The organism is Paraburkholderia aspalathi (assembly GCF_900116445.1).
GTDB lineage: Bacteria > Pseudomonadota > Gammaproteobacteria > Burkholderiales > Burkholderiaceae > Paraburkholderia > Paraburkholderia aspalathi.
Genome location: NZ_FPBH01000002.1, coordinates 38,754 through 55,567, shown reverse-complemented (window position 1 = coordinate 55,567; position 16,814 = coordinate 38,754). Strand labels below are relative to the sequence as shown.

Genomic DNA, 16,814 nt, shown 5'->3' with positions numbered 1-16,814 from the left:
TGGAGCCGATCAATGAGAAACAAGATTGCACTTGAGGAACACTTTGCGATAGACCTCACTATCGAACAGTCGAAGATTTATGCGCCTGCGCCCGTTTGGGAAATGCTGAAGTCCAATCTGATGGACATCGAGCAGCAGAGACTCGAGCGGATGGAGCAGGGCGGAACCGAGTATTCAATCTTGTCGCTCAACTCGCCGGGCATTCAGGGTATCCCGGACATCAAGCAGGCGATCGATGTCGCGCGACGAGCCAATGATGTCCTCGCAGAACATGTTGGTCGCCATCCAACCCGTTTGGGTGGATTTGCCGCGTTGCCTATGCAGGACCCCGAAGCGGCGGCACGTGAACTCGAGCGAAGCGTGAAGGATCTCGGATTCCATGGCTTCATGGTGAACGGCTTTTCCCAGGTGGGTGATGCGGAAAATGTCGTGTACTACGATGCCCCGCAGTACACCGATTTCTGGTCGAGCGCGGCGGCGCTCGGCAAGCCTTTCTATATGCATCCTCGCGATCCGTTGCCGTCCCGTGAACCGATCTACGATGGCTTTCCGTGGTTGACCGCCGCGACCTGGGCGTTCGCGGTTGAGACGAGTACTCACGCACTGCGACTGATGACGTCAGGTCTTTTCGACCGCAATCCTGAGTTGCAGATGATTCTTGGCCATCTCGGCGAGGGGATTCCGTTCAACATCTGGCGCGTCGACCACATTCTTCAAAAGGCGCCACGGGGATTGCCCTGCAAGCGTAGCGTGGGCGAATACCTCAGGGAGAATGTCTACGTCACGACGAGCGGGAATTTCAGAACCCAGACGCTGCTGTCCACGATGCTTGAAATGGGCAGCGACCGGATCATGTACTCGGTCGACTATCCGTTCGAAACGCATGACGAGGCGTCCCAGTGGTTCGACACATGCTCGATCAGCGAAACGGATCGCGTGAAGATTGGACGGGAAAACGCACAGCGTTTGTTCGGTCTTGAATGATGCGAGGAATAGGAGAAATCGAATGTCCGTATTGACTCAATTGGCGCCAGCAGATGTGTGGCGTAACAGAATCTATAGCGGCGGATGGAAGACCGGAGGCGCGGGTACGATCCCGGTGACCGAGAAGGCGACCGGCGCGGAAATGGGATCGATTGGTTGCGCATCGGCTGCCGACGTATCCGCCGCTGCCGCGATCGCGACTGAAGCGCAACGCGCCTGGGCCGCGACGCCAGGGCCTCAGCGAGGGGATGTGTTGCGCGAGGTCGCCCGTTTGCTGGAGGTTCACAAAGAGGAGATCGCCGTCCAGATTGTCCGTGAGACCGGGTCGATACGGCCAAAGGGGCAACTGGAGGTGAAGCTGGCGATACGCGAGATTCTCGAAGCGGCGGCCTTGGGCAGCCAGCCAACCGGGATGATCACGACAAGCGACGTTAAGGAGCGGCATAGCGTAGCGCGCAGAATTCCAATGGGCGTGGTCGGCGTTATTACTCCATGGAATTCTCCGTTCATTCTAGCGGCGCGCGCCATCGCTCCGGCGTTGGCCACCGGCAATGCAGTGCTGCTCAAGCCCGACCCTCAATCGCCGGTTAGCGGCGGCGTTCTGTATGCGCGGCTATTTGAGGCTGCAGGGCTGCCCGAGGGACTGTTCCATGTTCTGCCCGGTGCAGCGGAAACCGGTGACGCGCTGGTTCGGGATCCGCTTGTCAACATGATCAGCTTCACGGGATCCACACGGGTAGGGCAAGCGATCGGCGCAGTAGCAGGCGGCTTGCTCAAGCGAGTGAGCCTCGAACTCGGCGGCAAGAATCCCTACATCGTGCTTGATGATGTCGATGTCGAAGCTGCGGCGAGCGCGGGAGCGTGGGGATCGTTTTTGCATCAAGGGCAAGTCTGCATGTCCGCGGGCCGGCATCTCGTTCATGAACGTATTGCCGACGCCTACATTGAAAGCCTCGTCAGACGCGCCAAAGCGCTATCGGTTGGCGATCCTTTCAAGGGCAATGTCCATCTCGGTCCCATCATCAATGAACGGCAGGCTGAAAACGTCGATCGCATCGTTGCTGAGTCTGTGAGCAAGGGCGCGAAGCTTCTCGCCGGTGGGACTCGCGACGGACTGTTTTTTAACCCAACCGTTTTGGTAGACGTCGCGCCTGGGATGCCTGCGTTCGAGGAAGAGATTTTCGGTCCCGTCGCCGCGGTGACCGTGTTCAAGAACGATGACGAGGCGGTAACGCTCGCCAATCAGAACCGGTATGGCCTGGTCGCGGCAGTGGCTTGTTCGGATTTGCGTCGCGCCCAACGGATTGCGGACCGGCTGCATGCGGGCATCGTCCACATCAATGATCAGACGGTCATGCACGAAGTGTTTGGTCCGATGGGCGGTCTGGGTTTGTCAGGCAACGGGCATAACTACAGCACGCTGACCAACATCGACCAGTTCACGGAATGGCAGTGGGTGACGAGCCGCGACGAGCTTCCGGCCTATCCGTTCTAGAAAGCTGTTGTGCCGGGCTAGCCGCATACGCGCACGCATCCGCGTCGCCCGGCAATGTCGAGAAGACAGCAGTGACCCATTGGCGCACGATTTCATGCGCAAACAGAGCGAGGTGAAGCGTGACCCCCGATACTGTCCAGCGAGTCGAAAAGGCGCCCGCTTCGATCGTCGACATTGGAGCGTTGATCGATAGCCAGCCACTGAGCACCTTCCAGAAATGGATCATGGTGATGATCGGTTGCTCAGTGGTGATGGATGGGTTCGATGTGCAGACAATGGGTTTTGTCGCGCCTGCGATTGTCCGTGCGTGGGGCATCAGCCCGGCCGAACTCGGTCCGATTTTCGGTGCCGGCTTGCTGGGGATGCTCGCGGGCTCCATCGTTCTCGGCGCCATGGCCGATCGTGCGGGGCGTCGGCCGGTGCTCATTGGCGCGACTGTTTTCTATGGGCTATGCATGCTCGGTACCACCCTGGTTCAGAGTGTGCCGGAATTTCTTGTCCTTCGGTTCCTGACCGGCTTCGGTATCGGCGGCGTGATGGGGAACGCTATCGCGCTGGTCAGCGAATACAGTCCGCAGAAATATCGGGCATCGCTGATGACATGGGTCTCGTGTGGCTTCACGGGTGGGGCAATTGCTGGAGGCCTTCTCTGCGCTGCCTTGCTTCCGTCGATGGGCTGGAGATCGGTCTTCTTCGTTGGGGGCGTATTGCCCCTGCTCATTGCCATCCCGATGGCCAGGTATCTGCCCGAGTCACTCCAACTGCTGGTGGTCAAACAGCGCAGCCTGGAAAAGGTGGTTCAGTGGCTCGGGCGAATTGCGCCGGGCGTCCAGTTCGCGCCCGGGACCCGCTTCGCCGTTCGCGGGCAGCCGCAAGCGAAGGCCTCCGTTGGCGAACTCTTTCGCCATGGTCGCGGCACGATGACGTTGTTGCTATGGGGGATCAACTTCGCGAATCTGCTTGATCTCTTTTTCCTGTCGAATTGGCTTCCGATGCTTTCCTTGAGAGTTGGCCATGGGGTGGCGACGGCTGTGCTCATCGGCACTTCATTGCAGATCGGCGGTACGGCAGGTGCGCTGCTGCTGGGTCCGTTGATGGACCGCTTCGGCTTCTATCGTGTGCTGGCGCTCAGTTTTCTGGTGGCGACATTTTCAGTGGCATCTGTCGGTCTCCCCGATCTATCGACGGGGCTGCGCTATGCCGTCGTGCTGATAAGCGGAATCTGTATCGTCGGTGGGCAGCCGGCGGTCAACGCGTTGACCGCGACGCTCTATCCCACCTCGTTGCGGGCCACCGGGGTTGGCTGGAGTCTGGGAATCGGCCGGGCGGGCTCGATTATCGGTCCTGTGGTGGCTGGACAACTGATCAGGCTGCAATGGTCGAATACCGCGTTGTTTGTCGCGGCCGCAATGCCCGCGATGGCATCGTGTCTGATGCTTATTCTTCTTAGCCGTGCTTCGGCGAAAAATCGGATCGATTGCGTTGAGTGCTAATGTGCTGCGACAGATTTAGATAAAAGAAAAACAGCAAAGCACTGTCGTGTCAACGACAGATTACCCAATCGGTCAGCCTGGATAATGACCCCGTCATCGTTCGAATACGACGGCGACAGGTCGTACCGGTAACGATCGCGTGCGTTTGCTCAAACGGAGCGGTGCGGCTCGAACGGTTCAATCGAATGGGCGGGGGGCTGCCTGACAATGGACTCGAGTTCGGCGGTATCGACCAAGGTGATTCGACCGTACCGGATGCGCACGAGTTGCCGGTCTATGAACCAGCGCAGTTCCTTGTTGACGTGCTGGCGCGAGGCCATGAGCAGTGCAGCCAGATCCTCCTGCGACAGACGGATGCCGAGCGTCACGCCATTGTTATCGGTGTGGCCGTAGCGTTTGCCGAGCGCAAGTAAATGGCCCGCGAGGCGCGCGCGAAACGACATCAAACCAAGATTGCCGAGACAGTCGTGAAGGTGGCGTGCACGCGTGGCGAGTAGGCGGAGCAGGCTTGCGGTGAGGGTCGGTTCGCGTTCGAGTGCGGCGTTCAACGCATCGGCGGGAATGTGAAAAAGCCGGGTGAGTCCGCGCGCCCGCTGGTTGTGAATGGAGCGCTGATCGGTCATCACGGCGGTCAGATTGGCCAGCTCGCCTGGCGGGATGAACGTCTCGACGGCCCGAATGCCCTGAGTGCTTGGCCATCCCCATTCAAGCATGCCGGAAAGAATGATGTGGATATCGGTGCAGGGATCGTTGGCGAGATAGATCAGCTCGCCATCTGCATACGTGCGCAGAGAGCCAGCTTCGACGAGGGCGTCGAGGACAGCTTCGGGCCACGCGCTCAGGGCCTCATGGTTACGGAACGCAGTCCATATGATTTCCCGCTGCTTACGTGACAGATCGCGGCCGCTCGACTGCAATGGCAGATTTGCCGCTGCTTTGGCTGAGATATCTTCAGCGCGGTCGACAGGGGAAAGGTTTTGCGGTGCACCTTGCATGCGGCAGTCCGGTTCGAGAGGTTTGAATCGAGTATCGATAAACGCGAGCTGTGCGAATGAAATGTCTCGAGCGATTAACGATAAACGATAAACGTGTATCGCGGCATGGATGCAGGGTCGCTTTAGGAACGTTTTTCTTGTAAGCGCCGGATGCCAGCCGGCGGGACGTCGGAACGCGAGCCATCTGGACCTCGCCCTAATGGGAGAAGATTTACATGAGTCAACCGATTGTGAGCGGCGGCGCGCTGGACGATGCAACCGCAGCTACGCGTCATGATGTCGATGTGCTGGTCATCGGTGGTGGTCCGGCCGGCACCTGGGCCGCGATTGGCGCTGCTGCGAGGGGGGCGAAGGTCGTGCTCGCGGACAAGGGCTTCTGCGGGACATCGGGCGCGACGGCGCCGTCAGGCACCGCGATCTGGTATGTCTCGCCGCAGAGCGATACGCGCGAGCGGGCGAAACAGAGCCGTTTTGATCTGGGAGGCCAGCTTGCGGAACACGAATGGATGGATCGTGTGCTTGAGCAAACCTGGGTGAACGTCCACCAACTTGCGGAATGGGGCTATCCATTTCCCGTCGACGAAAATGGCGAGGAGCAGCGCACATCGCTACAGGGGCCGGATTATATGCGGCTGATGCGCAAGCGCGTGAAGGAGAGCGGTGCAAGCATCCTCGATCACAGCCCAGCCCTCGAATTACTCGTGGATGGAGGCGGCGCGGTTGCCGGCGCGCGCGGCGTGCAGCGCCAGAGCGGGGACACGTGGGTCGTGCGCGCGAAGGCCGTGGTGATTGCGACGGGCGGCTGCGCGTTTCAGAGCCGTGCGCTCGGCTGCAATGTGCTGACGGGCGACGGCCACCTGATGGCCGCGGAAGTAGGCGCGGAGATGTCCGGCATGGAGTTCTCGAATGCTTATGGGCTTGGTCCGGCATTCGCTTCGGTCACCAAATCGCTCTTCTACAAGTGGGCGACGTTCTACGACGAACAGGGCGTGAAGCTCGAGGGAGCGGGCTCGGCATTCGGGCGCAGCATCATCGCGCGTGAGCTGCAGACGCGCCGCGTGTTCGCGTGCCTCGATCGCGCCGACGAACAGGTTCGCGCGTGGATGCGCACGGCGCAACCGAACTTCTTCGTACCTTTCGACCGGCTGGGCATCGATCCCTTCACCCAGCACTTCCCGGTAACGCTAAGGTTAGAGGGGACGGTTCGCGGAACCGGTGGCCTGCACGTCACGGGTCGCGACTGTTCGACGTCGGTGGAAGGTCTCTATGCGTCAGGCGACGCCGCGACACGCGAGATGATTTGCGGCGGGTTCACCGGAGGCGGCAGCCATAACGCAGCATGGGCGATGTCGTCGGGTTTCTGGGCGGGCGCCGGTGCCGCTGACCACTCGCTCGCGAAGCGTCGCGCCGGGACCGGCAGACTCTATTGCGCGGGCGATGTCGGTTTGCGCGACACATCTCACAACTTGGCTTTTGACAGCGCGAGCGTCGTGAAGGCCGTGCAAGACGAGGTGTTCCCGTATGAGCGTAACTGGACGCGCAGCGGGGACCTGCTGGACGATTCGCTGGGCCGCCTCGACACACTGTGGGCGAGCTTGCGCGCCAGCGCGCCGGCACGCGGCGCACACGAGGCCGTGCGTGCGCGAGAGGCGGCGGCGATGGTTGCGACCGCGCGCTGGATGTATCGCAGCGCGCAGGTACGTACCGAGACGCGCGGCATGCATCGACGCGCGGAATATAAGTCGATCGATGTCGGGCAGCGTCACAGGTTGATCAGTGGAGGCCTCGACGACGTATGGGTCCGCAGGAAGGAGGTAGACACGGGATTGGCGCCAACTGAACATCAAGGAGCCCATGCATGATTGAAATTTTGAGCGAATCGCGCTGCACGGGATGCAATATCTGCGTGCGCGCGTGTCCCACGAATGTGTTCGAGGCGGTGGAGGGTGGTATTCCGCGGATCGCGAGGCAGGACGACTGTCAGACCTGCTTCATGTGCGAGCTGTACTGTCCGGCGGATGCGCTGTTCGTCGCGCCGCAGGCCGATGCCTCCGTCATGGTGGACGAAGCACGTCTTCCTCACGGTGCGCGTCTCGGCAGCTATCGCGAAGCACTCGGCTGGGGTCCTGGGCGCAATCCTACCGCCGCACTCGACGCAAGCTACGCACTACTGACGCCTATCCGTTGATGAACGACGGCAGCAATGCCATAGCTTCGACGAAACGCCGTACCCCTCATCAAAGGGATAGCGGCACCGCTCACCCGGGCACGAAGCCGGCCTTGCCCTCGAACATCACGGACTCTGCGATGTCCTTTTGCGCCTGCAGCTTGGCCAGACTCCCGGCGTAGCCGGCTTCCAGCACCGAATAGGCATCGCCGCCGAGGACAGTGCGCAGCGGCGGCTCCGGCATCTGGCTGACCGTATAGATGGCGTCGGCCATTTTCACGGGGTCGCCCGAAGCGTATGCGTCGCCGTTTTCCGCGATCCAGCGGCGCAGCTTGCCAACCACGCTGTCCTTGTATTCATCGAGTTCTGCGGTCCAGCGGATATTGGCCACGAAGTCGGTCCTCATGGAGCCTGGTTCGATGATGATGGTCTTGATACCGAACTCGGCGATTTCCTGGCTCACCGCTTCGGCAAAACCTTCCAGACCGAACTTCGCGGCGTGGTACAGCGCGCCTCCGGGGAAGGCCGCACGTCCGCCGACGCTGGTGACATGGATGAACGTGCCGCGTTTCCTGGCGCGCAGCGCGCCGAGGAAGGCGCGCGTGACGTGGATAGGCGCCAGCAGATTTAGCGCAATCTGCTGCTCGATATCGGCCTCGCTCATTTCCTCCATCGCGCCGATCACGGCGCCGCCCGCGTTGTTGACCACCACGTCGACATCGGAATGGCGCGCTGCGGCGGCCCGAACCTGTTCGTGATCGGCGAGGTCAACCGACTCCACCTGGAGCAGATCCGGATGGGCCTGCTTCAGCGCCTGCATCGCTTCGACACGCCGCACGGCTGCAACCACAGGATGCCCTTGGGCCAGTACTTTTTCGGTGAGGGCGAGTCCGAGACCGCCGGACGCGCCGGTAATGAACCACTTCTGATTTGCCATGATACCGTCCTCCTTACGAATAATGAGCGCGTACGCGCTCAATAATGGTCGAAAATTTTTAAGCCGTAATTGCCCGCCAGGCGACATGGAAGCCGAGTTGCAGGTGACGTTCGGCGCTCTCGGGGTGCTTGTCGACGTACTCGATCGTCGTGTCGGCGATGTGCTCGATTATGGACGAAAGAAATGCGATCGAGGCATCAACCAGCACACCGTCGCGCACGGCGTCCTCCATCATCTGGGATATCGCCAGAAACGGTCCCATTCCCTGTGCCCGTGTGTCGTCGAGTATGTGGCCGGAAGCCGAAAGCCGCGAGAGAGCGGAGCGCCCAGCCGCATTGGCCAGCCCCCAATTCACATAGCGCTCGAAGACGTGCTGCATGCGCTGGCGATAGCCCGCCTCGTGTGGATAGTCCGGCATCACGGATCTGGCCAGATCCTGCTTCAGGTGCAGGTAGAGTTCCTGGAACAGCGCGTCCTTGTTCTCGAAGTAGGTGAACAGGGTGCCTTCGGCCACGCCGGCGCGCTTGGCGATGCCCGCCGTGGTGGCCAGCACGCCCTGTTCAGCAACGGTCTGCGTTGCGGACAGCAGCAGGGCGCCGCGTTTTTCCGGACTCAAAGGACGTGCCATCGTATGTCTGAAGAGAAAATAGAGTGATTACGCGCTCAATTATAACTGCTTTTCGAGATGAACGCCGATCGGCAGATGGAAGAAGAACGACACGTCGGTCGCGATCGAGTCGGGCTAAACAAGGTCATCAAGCGCGCCGGCGTTTTCGTACACCTTGAGCAGCATGGCGCGCAGCACCTGAACATCGTTTGCCGTGAAACCACTCAGTATCACCGACTCATGTTGCTTCGCGACCGGGACAATCCGCAGCGCCAGTTCGTCGCCCTTGCTCGTCAGGGCAATCCTGATTGATCGTCCGTCCGTCGTACTCTTCTCGCGCTTGACCAGCTCCTGGCTTTCAAGACGATCAATGATCCTCGACAGCGCGGAAATATCCGATGTCGCATGCACCGATAGTTCAGACAAGGTCTGGTGCGGAACGTACAGCAGCGAGGCACAGACGCGCCACTCGCTGAGGTTCAGGCCGAACGGTTTCAGCGCCTTCGCGAAGGCGTTTCCCATCCGGCCTCCGGCCCGTGTCAGCAGGAACGGAATCGCCTGTTCGAGTTCTTGCGGTCGCTTCGGTGTCTTCATGGTCATCGGTAGGTTGCGGGTTTACATGGGTACGTATATTTGAAAAATCAACTATACTCCACTTCAAATGTAGTTGAAAAATCAAATAAATGTTACCCGGGTGAATTCGGATAGACCGCCTCGTTCCGGGTGAGCAACGCGTCATACGCTGAACTGGTGCAGACGTGAGGGAGGAGTCGGATCGAACGATCCTGGCTGGACATGAAAGATTCAACGTTGGTCTTTCAATCACTTCATTGGCATTGCTAATAAAAATAATAATTGCAGTGACGATCTATACGAACGGAGATCGGATTTGGACACTCAAGTCATCATTGTCGGCGCTGGTCCGGTAGGACTGACACTTGCGATCGACCTCGGCAAACGCGGTATAGCGTGTGTGCTCGTCGAGCAAAAGGCGGAGCCGCAGTTTCTGCCGAAGATGGAGCGTTGCAACGCGCGGACCATGGAGATCTTCCGGCGGCTTGATATCGCGGATCGCATCCGGGCGGCCGGCATGCCCGAAGACGTCCCCATGGACATCCAGATCATCCGCTCCATGACGGAGCCTGCGATTCTGCGCTTGCCCTATCCCTCGGTGGCGGAGGCTCGCGCGCTCACGCACGAGAGCCGCGACGGCAGCCTTCCGCTCGAACCTTATCAGCTGATCTCGCAGTACACATTAGAGCCGCTTCTGCTTGAGGTGGCTGAGCAATTGCCGGCGGTCACGGTGATGCGGAGCACGACGTTTCTGGAATTCACCGAGCAGAACGATGGTGTTCTGGTGGCGGTCAATGCCGCCGACTGTGCGAGAAGAACATTGAAGGCCGCTTACCTCGTGGGCTGCGACGGTGGTGCGAGTTCCGTGCGTAAGCAACTGGGCATCCGTCTGGAAGGCGAGGGCGACATCGCGCGGCTGAGACAGGGCCTGTTTTACTGCGAGCAACTCTACGAGCGGCTTCCGATTGGCAACGGGCCGAGCCGGGGGCGGCACTACCTGATGGCGGGCGGGCCTCCCACGTTCATGATCATGCAGGATTCCACACGACATTGGACGGTTCATTCCGCGGTCGAAAGCGATGACGAGATGCGGCGGATGTTCGAGCGGATCATCGGCGTTGCGTTGCCCTACGAGATGCTGTATTGCGCGGAATGGCGGCAGAATTTGCTGCTGGCCGAACGCTATGGAAAAGGACGGGTGTTTCTCACGGGCGATGCGGCGCACCTCGTGATTCCTACGGGCGGTCTCGGCATGAACACTGGCGTTGGTGATGCTACCGATCTTGCCTGGAAGCTGGCCGCCACGCTGCAAGGGTGGGGCGGCCCGGGACTGCTGGCCTCCTACGAAGTTGAACGGCGCCAGATCGGCGAGCGGGTCGTCGGCGCATCGCGCTACGCGTCGCTCGGGTATCGCGCCTGGCTGGCCGAGGTGCGCCCGGAGATCGGAGACGACACGCCCGAAGGCACGACTGCTCGTGCCCACCTGGCCGTTGTGGCGAACGTGGAGCAGCGCAAGTCGAACGAGATGATCGGCGCGGAACTGGGCTATCGCTATGTGGATTCGCCCGTTATCGACAATGTACCGGGAGGGCCGCAGCACGATCTGCGGGCCTATCTTCCCACCACATGGCCGGGCGCGCGGCTTCCCCATATGTGGCTCAAGGACGGAAGCGCGGTCCAGGACCGGCTGCGGCCGGCGCGCTACACGCTGATCGACACGGCGGGTAGGCATGATGCAAGCCCGCTGCTCGCCGAGTTCGAAACGCTCGGCGCGCCGCTCGATGTGCTCGTGCTCGCGGATTCGGCGCTTCGCACCGTCTATGAGCGCGACCTGATCCTCGTGCGGCCCGACATGCATGTCGCGTGGCGCGGAGATCGGCTCCCGCAGGCCGTCGATGATCTCGCCGCGAAGGTGACAGGACATAGCAACGCAAACCGCGCAATGGGCTCGATCAGCAGCGGCTGACCGAGCCGCATGAATCGAAGCAAATCAGTATCGGTCAGCCCCACGCAGCAGACTCGACGCGCGACGGCGCAGGGGTGCCGTCGTCTTGAGATTTCAACAACATTGGAGACGAGAAAATGAGCGCACGGTTGAATTGGGCCAGAGGTGGCCATTCATGGCACCGGCTGTTTTGGTGGACGCTTCCGTCGCTTGCGGCATGTGTGTCGGGCGTGTCGTATGCGCAGAGCTCCGTCACCCTGTATGGGATCATCGATACCGGCGTTGAATATGTGACGAACGTCGGTGCTCAAAAATCCAGCTCGGTGCACATGCCGTCTCTCACGGCATCGCTGCCATCGCTGTGGGGCCTCCGTGGCAAAGAGGATCTGGGTGGTGGTCTGAGTGCGGTTTTTGTATTGGAGTCGGGGTTTGCTCCAGCACAGGGCACGTTGAATCAAGGCGGACGTCTGTTCGGCAGGCAGGCCTACGTCGGGCTCGCGGGGCGGTGGGGGACGTTGACCCTCGGGCGGCAATATTCGCAAATCTTTTGGGCGGTATTAACGGGCGACACGCTGGCGCCGAATATCTTTGCCGCCGCCGATCTTGACCCCTACTTGACCCAGCCGCGCGTCGACAATTCGATCGCCTATACCTTCACGTCGTCGGGACTGACTGTGAGCGCGATGTATTCACTGGGACGTGACGTGGCCGATAGTGCGCCGGCCGGAGGGTGCGCCGGCCAATCGCCGACTGACTGGCGGGCCTGCAAATCAATGTCCGCGATGGTGAAATATGACGCCGGGAAATGGGGTGCGGCAGCGGCCATCGATCGCAACTACGGTGGGGGCGGCACCGGCTCGCCCTTGCCACTTAGCTCTCAAACCGATACACGCGCCGTCATCGACGGCTATGTGAAGTTTGGCAATTCGACTCTTGGCGCGGGATTCCAGCACCGGATCAATCACGGCGTGCAGACGCCGAAAATTTTCGACGCGACCAGCAACTATTGGTGGGTCGGTGGTTCCTATTTGCCCGTTCCATATATTTCGCTCGACGCACAGTTCGGCCATATCACCGTGAACAATGACGCCGGGGGCTCCGTGATCGCCGCGCGCGCCATGTATTTCCTGTCCAAGGGCACTGCGGTGTACGTCACGGCGGGGCATGTGTTTAACCAGCGTAACGCAGCGTTCTCGATTGACGGCGGTGTGGTTCCGCCTGCTTCGACGCCATTGCCGGGCGTGGGTCAAACCGGTGCGATGCTGGGTATTCGACACCTGTTCTAAATGTGATTTTTTTGCTCGATTGCATTGTTAGGATAACAATATGTTCTATATGAAATCCCGATTCCATCAACTGATACTGGTCGCCACAGCTGCCATGTTGCCCTTTCTGGGTGTTGCGCATGCGCAGGTCGATACGTCGAAAAGTACGGTGACCGCCACCTCGAAGCAGATGAACGTGCCTGTCGACGGGACCTTCAGGAAGTTCACTGCGCAGCTTGTCTTCGATCCGGCCAGGCCGACGGCAGGCAGCGCGCAACTGAGCATCGACACCGCCAGCTACGATCTCGGCGACCAGAGCTACAACCAGCAGGTGCGCGGCAAAGATTGGTTCGACTCGGCGCAGTTTCCCAATGCCACATTCGTCTCGAGTTCTATTGCACCGGCCGGCGGCAACCAGTTCAAGGTCAGCGGCAAGCTGACCATCAAGGGCAAGTCGGAGAACGTGACGGTGCCGGTCAGCGTCACGCAGCAGGGTGCGGTGCAAACCTTCGACGGTACCTTGCCGATCAAGCGTAGCCAGTTCGACATCGGCACAGGCGAATGGAAAGACACGTCGGTCGTCGCCGACGAAGTGTTGATCAGGTTTCACATTGTCGAAGCCAAAAAATAAGCAGCAAACCGCTCAGAACACCCAGGAGAGAATCACAATGAAGAAGCAATTTTTGACCGTAGCGATCGCTGCTTTGGCAGCCGGCACATCGTTCGGCGCAAAGGCAGCGGAGACCACGTATCAACTGGATCCCACGCACACGTACCCAAGCTTTGAAGCCGATCACTTCGGCGGCGTCTCGATCTGGCGCGGCAAGTTCAACAAGAGCAGCGGGAGGGTGACGATCGATCGCGAAGCCAGAACCGGCACGCTGGAAGCGACAATCGACATGACGTCGGTGGATATCGGCAACGATGCGCTGGATACGGCGTTGAAGAGCTCGAAATTCTTCGATGCCACTCAATTCCCAACTGCTGTTTACAAGGGCACGTCGATGACGTTTAAGGGCGATGTGCCGGTCGAAGTGATCGGCGAGTTGACTCTGCACGGCGTGACAAAGCCGTTGAATCTGAAGATCGAATCGTTCAAGTGCTTCCAGAACCCGCTGCTCAAACGCGAAGTGTGCGGCACGGAATCGACCGCGAGTTTCGACCGGTCGGATTTTGGCGTTGACATGGGCAAGACGTACGGCTTCAGGATGCAAACGGTGCTGCACATCCAGGCTGAAGGTATCAGGCAATGAGGTAGCATCGCCCTGCAACGCCCCGATCGCCTTGGTAAGGTTATCCACAGAAAATGTTCATATCCTTGTGGACAAGTCCTGGCCAAACCTGCCAAGTGATTGAGCGCAGAGCGATTTCCTGATTGGTACGGCGAACCTGCACATCCAGGCAGACCACCGGCAACGCGCCGCTCATTCCACCGGCGAGGCCAGCAGCGACACCGGCACACCGTGACAACTCACCCTGGCCACAAGCGCCGCGCCGAGGTCGGCGCTTGCTTTTGTGTGCGCGTCGAACGACGACTCTTCCTTGTCGACCCGCAGAATGTTAATTGGCCACGACGCCCGGGAGAGCCGTTCATGCGCAAAGGACCCGACCCACAGCGGCGTGGAGGACACGCCGTTCTCCACGGCATAGCCGCTCGGCCAGAAACGCAGAACGTCGCGTTCGTCGCGCGTGTCGCCGGGACGCATGAAGACCAGCGACGAAGGCACGCCGTTGTTCAGCTTCGGCAATACCGGCAGCGAGGTCGCCGCGACGTTCGGTGAAGCAAGCGAGAGCAGGCTGCGCGCGGACAGGTCCGTGCCTTCGATCCATCCCTGGGCGCGCAGTTGTCCCTTGATCGAATCGAGGTTCGACACCCATTGCAGCGTGAGTGGTTCCTTGTGGTCGCCGCCCATATCCGAGCGATAGCATGGCAGTCTCTTCCACAGCGACACGGTCCACTGCGCTTGCGTGACCAGCACGGGCCGCGGGCGCGGCATGTTGTCCGGCGGCGCTGTCGGGGGATTGATGCTCAGTTGCACGCCCACGCTCAAGAGCATGACCACCAGAACCACGACCGGCATGAAGCCGCGTGAGGGCGGCACGGTCGGATACCGCAATATCGCCGTCAGCGAGACGATGGCTACCCACATGTACGCGAGCGCGGCGCCGCCGATGGCGTCCGAGACCCAGTACCTGCCGAAGTAAAGTCCTGCGAGCGCGACCACGATCACGACAACCATACTCGCGGTCGCCACGAGCAAACCTTCCAGCATGCCGACCCTTCGCACGAGCAGGAACGCAAGGAAGCCGTAGACGATCACCGTCGCGGCGACGTGATTGCTCGGAAACACGTACGCGTCGGACAGGAGTTCATTGGGCGGCGCGCGGTGCATGGCGAACTGCAGGGCAAAGATCAGCAACTGGGAAAAAACGACCGCGGCGAGCCAGTAGCCGATGGCGCGCCAGCGCCGCTCAAGCAGCATCCACACCACCACCGTCACGACCACTGCCGTCAGCGTGAAGACGCTGCCGAGTGTCGCCACGCCTGCAAGGACCGTGTCGCTCCATGGCGTGCGCACCGATTGCAGGAAGTGATAGACGGACAGATCGACGCTCACCAGCGGATCGCCGCTGACGACGTCTTCGAGCACGCCGAAGAAGAGCGCACCCGCTGCCAGCACAACCACCGACGTCAGCAAGATGCTGCTGGCATCCGGCTGTTCGGGGTCGAGCAGCCGCCGCGCGAATCGGCCGAACGGGCCAGGGTGGCGGCACGCCCAGCTTCCCAGATAGCGGCCCGCCGCGCTGGACCACGCACTCGCATGCGAGACCAGAAACTCCATCGCGCGAAAGCTCAGCCAGACGATGCCGACCAGCAACGCGATGATGACAACGAGGCGGAACGACACTGCGCCGGCCAGCAGCACCGAGGCGCCGAAGACCACGCCCGGCAGGATATGCGCGGGGGCCCATAGCAGTGCCGACAGCACGTTCATGCAGTAGAAGCGCAACGGCGTCATACCCAGCATGCCGGCCACCACCGGCACGATCGCTCGTAATGGTCCGACGAAGCGGGCAAACACGACACCTTTGGCGCCGTGTTTCTGAAAGAAGCGGTGGCCGGCGTCGAGTATCTGCGGGTGGGTGCGGAACGGCCAGAACTGGACGATCCTGTTCTTGTAGCGGCCACCGATCCAGAAGCTCATGCCGTCCCCGGCGATGGCGCCGGAGATCGCCCACAGGAACACCCAGCCGAGGCTCAGTGAACCCGTGCCGGCCAGTGCGCCGGCGAGGAACATCGCGGTGCTGCCCGGGATGAAGGTGCCGATGACGGCGATGGCCTCCAGAAAGGCCGCAAGAAAGACGACCGTGAGCATCCACGCCGGATGACCGGCAAGCAGGTGCAAAAGGTGGATGTAGGCATGCTCCATCGTGCGCGATCAGCCGTTCTGGCGTAACGGTTGATCATAACGCGCACGGCGCTGCCGCACATTTTTGCCGGCAGGCATCGGGCGAGATGCCGGCGCACAATCTCACGAAGCCGTCAGCAAATCGCCAGATGCGTTCATCCGTTAAGAAGCCGTCAACGAATCACCGGATACGTGGACCCGCTCGCCGATCTGGACGTCCGGCTGCGTCGGGTAGCTGAAGTTGCGGTAGCTGCCGTCCTGCATGCGCACTTGAACCTGATAGGTGGTCTGCTTGCGCACGGCGTGCTCGATCCCGTTGCCGGCAAGACCTCCGCCGACAGCGCCCGCGATGGTGGTGAGAATCTTGCCCCGTCCACCGCCGATCTGATTGCCGACGAGGCCGCCGGCGACCGCGCCACCCAACGCGCCGAGCCCGGTGGTCGGTTCAGGCGCCTGCACCGTGTTGATGGCGACGACTTCGCCCGCATAAGGGTCGGCGACCGGCCTTGCCGGCGCCGGTTCATAGGGTGCCTGGTAGCCCTGATTGTTTGCGTACCTCGGTGTCGGCGCGACGGGCGTGCTGTGCGTGTGATGCACAGGTGGCCGTGCCGGTGCGGCTTGCTGGACCGTTTGCTGAACCGGGGCCGCCTGGGGCGCGGCGACCGGCGCGCTGGCAACTTGCGCCGCGACCGTGGTGGCCGGCTGCGCAGGCTCGGTCACGGCGCGCGAGGTAGGCAGAAGGCCAGTCATCGCCGCGATGCCGGTGGCGCTCGCTAGGATGACGGCGACCGCCGCGCCTGCAACCAGGGGATGAATGCGGTTGCGCTGCGGATTACTGGAAGTGAGGTTCGTGTTCATTGCGGGCTCCGCGGGTAGATGCCTGCAATAACGCCTCAGCAGCGCGGCCGGTGGACGCCGGACGCATGCTGCTTTGTAAGCATTT

Annotated in this window: 15 protein-coding genes; 9 read left to right on the top strand and 6 right to left on the bottom strand. The window is 61.0% G+C overall.

Features of this window, described 5'->3' with window-relative positions; translation table 11 throughout:
• The first annotated feature begins 12 nt into the window (after nucleotides 1-12).
• The 3 genes from BM438_RS02935 to BM438_RS02925 all read left to right on the top strand — a co-directional run bounded on the left by BM438_RS02935 (nucleotide 13) and on the right by BM438_RS02925 (nucleotide 3,972).
• Entirely contained in the window at nucleotides 13-984 is a 972-nt protein-coding gene (locus BM438_RS02935; RefSeq protein ID WP_093632831.1) for an amidohydrolase family protein, read from the top strand.
• Between the two features lie 22 nt (nucleotides 985-1,006).
• Nucleotides 1,007-2,479, top strand: a complete 1,473-nt coding sequence (locus BM438_RS02930; protein WP_093632830.1) for a benzaldehyde dehydrogenase — start codon at nucleotides 1,007-1,009, stop codon at nucleotides 2,477-2,479.
• Between the two features lie 182 nt (nucleotides 2,480-2,661).
• The gene (locus BM438_RS02925) at nucleotides 2,662-3,972 is read left to right on the top strand and encodes an MFS transporter (protein ID WP_244179236.1); all 1,311 of its coding nucleotides are present in this window, start codon (nucleotides 2,662-2,664) and stop codon (nucleotides 3,970-3,972) included.
• Nucleotides 3,973-4,121: 149 nt separating this feature from the next.
• Here BM438_RS02925 and BM438_RS02920 read toward each other — a convergent pair whose 3' ends face one another.
• Complete coding sequence (locus tag BM438_RS02920) at nucleotides 4,122-4,967, bottom strand: Crp/Fnr family transcriptional regulator (protein ID WP_093632828.1); 846 nt, start codon at nucleotides 4,965-4,967, stop codon at nucleotides 4,122-4,124.
• A 215-nt stretch (nucleotides 4,968-5,182) separates the two neighbouring features.
• Between BM438_RS02920 and BM438_RS02915 the strand changes: the two genes are divergently transcribed.
• Both BM438_RS02915 and BM438_RS02910 read left to right on the top strand, forming a co-directional pair.
• On the top strand, nucleotides 5,183-6,829 hold the full coding sequence (locus BM438_RS02915) for an FAD-dependent oxidoreductase (protein ID WP_093632827.1): 1,647 nt from the start codon (nucleotides 5,183-5,185) through the stop codon (nucleotides 6,827-6,829).
• Nucleotides 6,826-7,155 carry a 4Fe-4S dicluster domain-containing protein gene (locus BM438_RS02910; protein ID WP_093632826.1) on the top strand — a complete coding sequence of 110 codons (330 nt, stop codon included), beginning with the start codon at nucleotides 6,826-6,828 and terminating at the stop codon, nucleotides 7,153-7,155. The genes BM438_RS02915 and BM438_RS02910 overlap by 4 nt, the downstream gene beginning before the upstream one ends.
• Before the next feature lie 70 nt (nucleotides 7,156-7,225).
• Here the strand turns inward: BM438_RS02910 and BM438_RS02905 are convergent, their stop codons facing one another.
• The 3 genes from BM438_RS02905 to BM438_RS02895 all read right to left on the bottom strand — a co-directional run bounded on the left by BM438_RS02905 (nucleotide 7,226) and on the right by BM438_RS02895 (nucleotide 9,278).
• Nucleotides 7,226-8,113, bottom strand: coding sequence for an SDR family NAD(P)-dependent oxidoreductase (locus tag BM438_RS02905; protein WP_244179235.1), 888 nt, complete (start codon nucleotides 8,111-8,113; stop codon nucleotides 7,226-7,228).
• A gap of 16 nt (nucleotides 8,114-8,129) precedes the next feature.
• Nucleotides 8,130-8,699: a TetR/AcrR family transcriptional regulator gene (locus BM438_RS02900; protein WP_093632824.1), complete on the bottom strand. Its 570-nt coding sequence runs from the start codon at nucleotides 8,697-8,699 to the stop codon at nucleotides 8,130-8,132.
• A gap of 114 nt (nucleotides 8,700-8,813) precedes the next feature.
• Nucleotides 8,814-9,278 carry a MarR family winged helix-turn-helix transcriptional regulator gene (locus BM438_RS02895; RefSeq protein ID WP_307857194.1) on the bottom strand — a complete coding sequence of 155 codons (465 nt, stop codon included), beginning with the start codon at nucleotides 9,276-9,278 and terminating at the stop codon, nucleotides 8,814-8,816.
• A gap of 289 nt (nucleotides 9,279-9,567) precedes the next feature.
• Between BM438_RS02895 and BM438_RS02890 the strand changes: the two genes are divergently transcribed.
• The 4 genes from BM438_RS02890 to BM438_RS02875 all read left to right on the top strand — a co-directional run bounded on the left by BM438_RS02890 (nucleotide 9,568) and on the right by BM438_RS02875 (nucleotide 13,714).
• Entirely contained in the window at nucleotides 9,568-11,217 is a 1,650-nt protein-coding gene (locus BM438_RS02890; RefSeq protein ID WP_093632823.1) for an FAD-dependent monooxygenase, read from the top strand.
• 116 nt (nucleotides 11,218-11,333) lie between these two features.
• Nucleotides 11,334-12,482, top strand: a complete 1,149-nt coding sequence (locus BM438_RS02885) for a porin (RefSeq protein ID WP_093632822.1) — start codon at nucleotides 11,334-11,336, stop codon at nucleotides 12,480-12,482.
• A 49-nt stretch (nucleotides 12,483-12,531) separates the two neighbouring features.
• Nucleotides 12,532-13,092 carry a YceI family protein gene (locus BM438_RS02880; RefSeq protein WP_093633230.1) on the top strand — a complete coding sequence of 187 codons (561 nt, stop codon included), beginning with the start codon at nucleotides 12,532-12,534 and terminating at the stop codon, nucleotides 13,090-13,092.
• A 37-nt stretch (nucleotides 13,093-13,129) separates the two neighbouring features.
• Entirely contained in the window at nucleotides 13,130-13,714 is a 585-nt protein-coding gene (locus BM438_RS02875) for a YceI family protein (protein WP_093632821.1), read from the top strand.
• Between the two features lie 171 nt (nucleotides 13,715-13,885).
• Here BM438_RS02875 and BM438_RS02870 read toward each other — a convergent pair whose 3' ends face one another.
• Together BM438_RS02870 and BM438_RS02865 are read right to left on the bottom strand one after the other, a co-directional pair.
• The gene (locus BM438_RS02870) at nucleotides 13,886-15,892 is read right to left on the bottom strand and encodes a bifunctional DedA family/phosphatase PAP2 family protein (RefSeq protein ID WP_093632820.1); all 2,007 of its coding nucleotides are present in this window, start codon (nucleotides 15,890-15,892) and stop codon (nucleotides 13,886-13,888) included.
• A 141-nt stretch (nucleotides 15,893-16,033) separates the two neighbouring features.
• Nucleotides 16,034-16,729: a glycine zipper 2TM domain-containing protein gene (locus BM438_RS02865; RefSeq protein ID WP_093632819.1), complete on the bottom strand. Its 696-nt coding sequence runs from the start codon at nucleotides 16,727-16,729 to the stop codon at nucleotides 16,034-16,036.
• Nucleotides 16,730-16,814 lie beyond the last annotated feature (85 nt).

Coding starts and splice junctions, on each gene's coding strand:
- BM438_RS02930 (WP_093632830.1), top strand. CDS start 1,007: ATGTCCGTATTGACTCAATTGGCGCCAGCAGATGTGTGGCGTAACAGA.
- BM438_RS02875 (WP_093632821.1), top strand. CDS start 13,130: ATGAAGAAGCAATTTTTGACCGTAGCGATCGCTGCTTTGGCAGCCGGC.
- BM438_RS02885 (WP_093632822.1), top strand. CDS start 11,334: ATGAGCGCACGGTTGAATTGGGCCAGAGGTGGCCATTCATGGCACCGG.
- BM438_RS02865 (WP_093632819.1), bottom strand. CDS start 16,729: ATGAACACGAACCTCACTTCCAGTAATCCGCAGCGCAACCGCATTCAT.
- BM438_RS02880 (WP_093633230.1), top strand. CDS start 12,532: ATGAAATCCCGATTCCATCAACTGATACTGGTCGCCACAGCTGCCATG.
- BM438_RS02910 (WP_093632826.1), top strand. CDS start 6,826: ATGATTGAAATTTTGAGCGAATCGCGCTGCACGGGATGCAATATCTGC.
- BM438_RS02895 (WP_307857194.1), bottom strand. CDS start 9,278: ATGACCATGAAGACACCGAAGCGACCGCAAGAACTCGAACAGGCGATT.
- BM438_RS02900 (WP_093632824.1), bottom strand. CDS start 8,699: ATGGCACGTCCTTTGAGTCCGGAAAAACGCGGCGCCCTGCTGCTGTCC.
- BM438_RS02935 (WP_093632831.1), top strand. CDS start 13: ATGAGAAACAAGATTGCACTTGAGGAACACTTTGCGATAGACCTCACT.
- BM438_RS02870 (WP_093632820.1), bottom strand. CDS start 15,892: ATGGAGCATGCCTACATCCACCTTTTGCACCTGCTTGCCGGTCATCCG.
- BM438_RS02915 (WP_093632827.1), top strand. CDS start 5,183: ATGAGTCAACCGATTGTGAGCGGCGGCGCGCTGGACGATGCAACCGCA.
- BM438_RS02920 (WP_093632828.1), bottom strand. CDS start 4,967: ATGCAAGGTGCACCGCAAAACCTTTCCCCTGTCGACCGCGCTGAAGAT.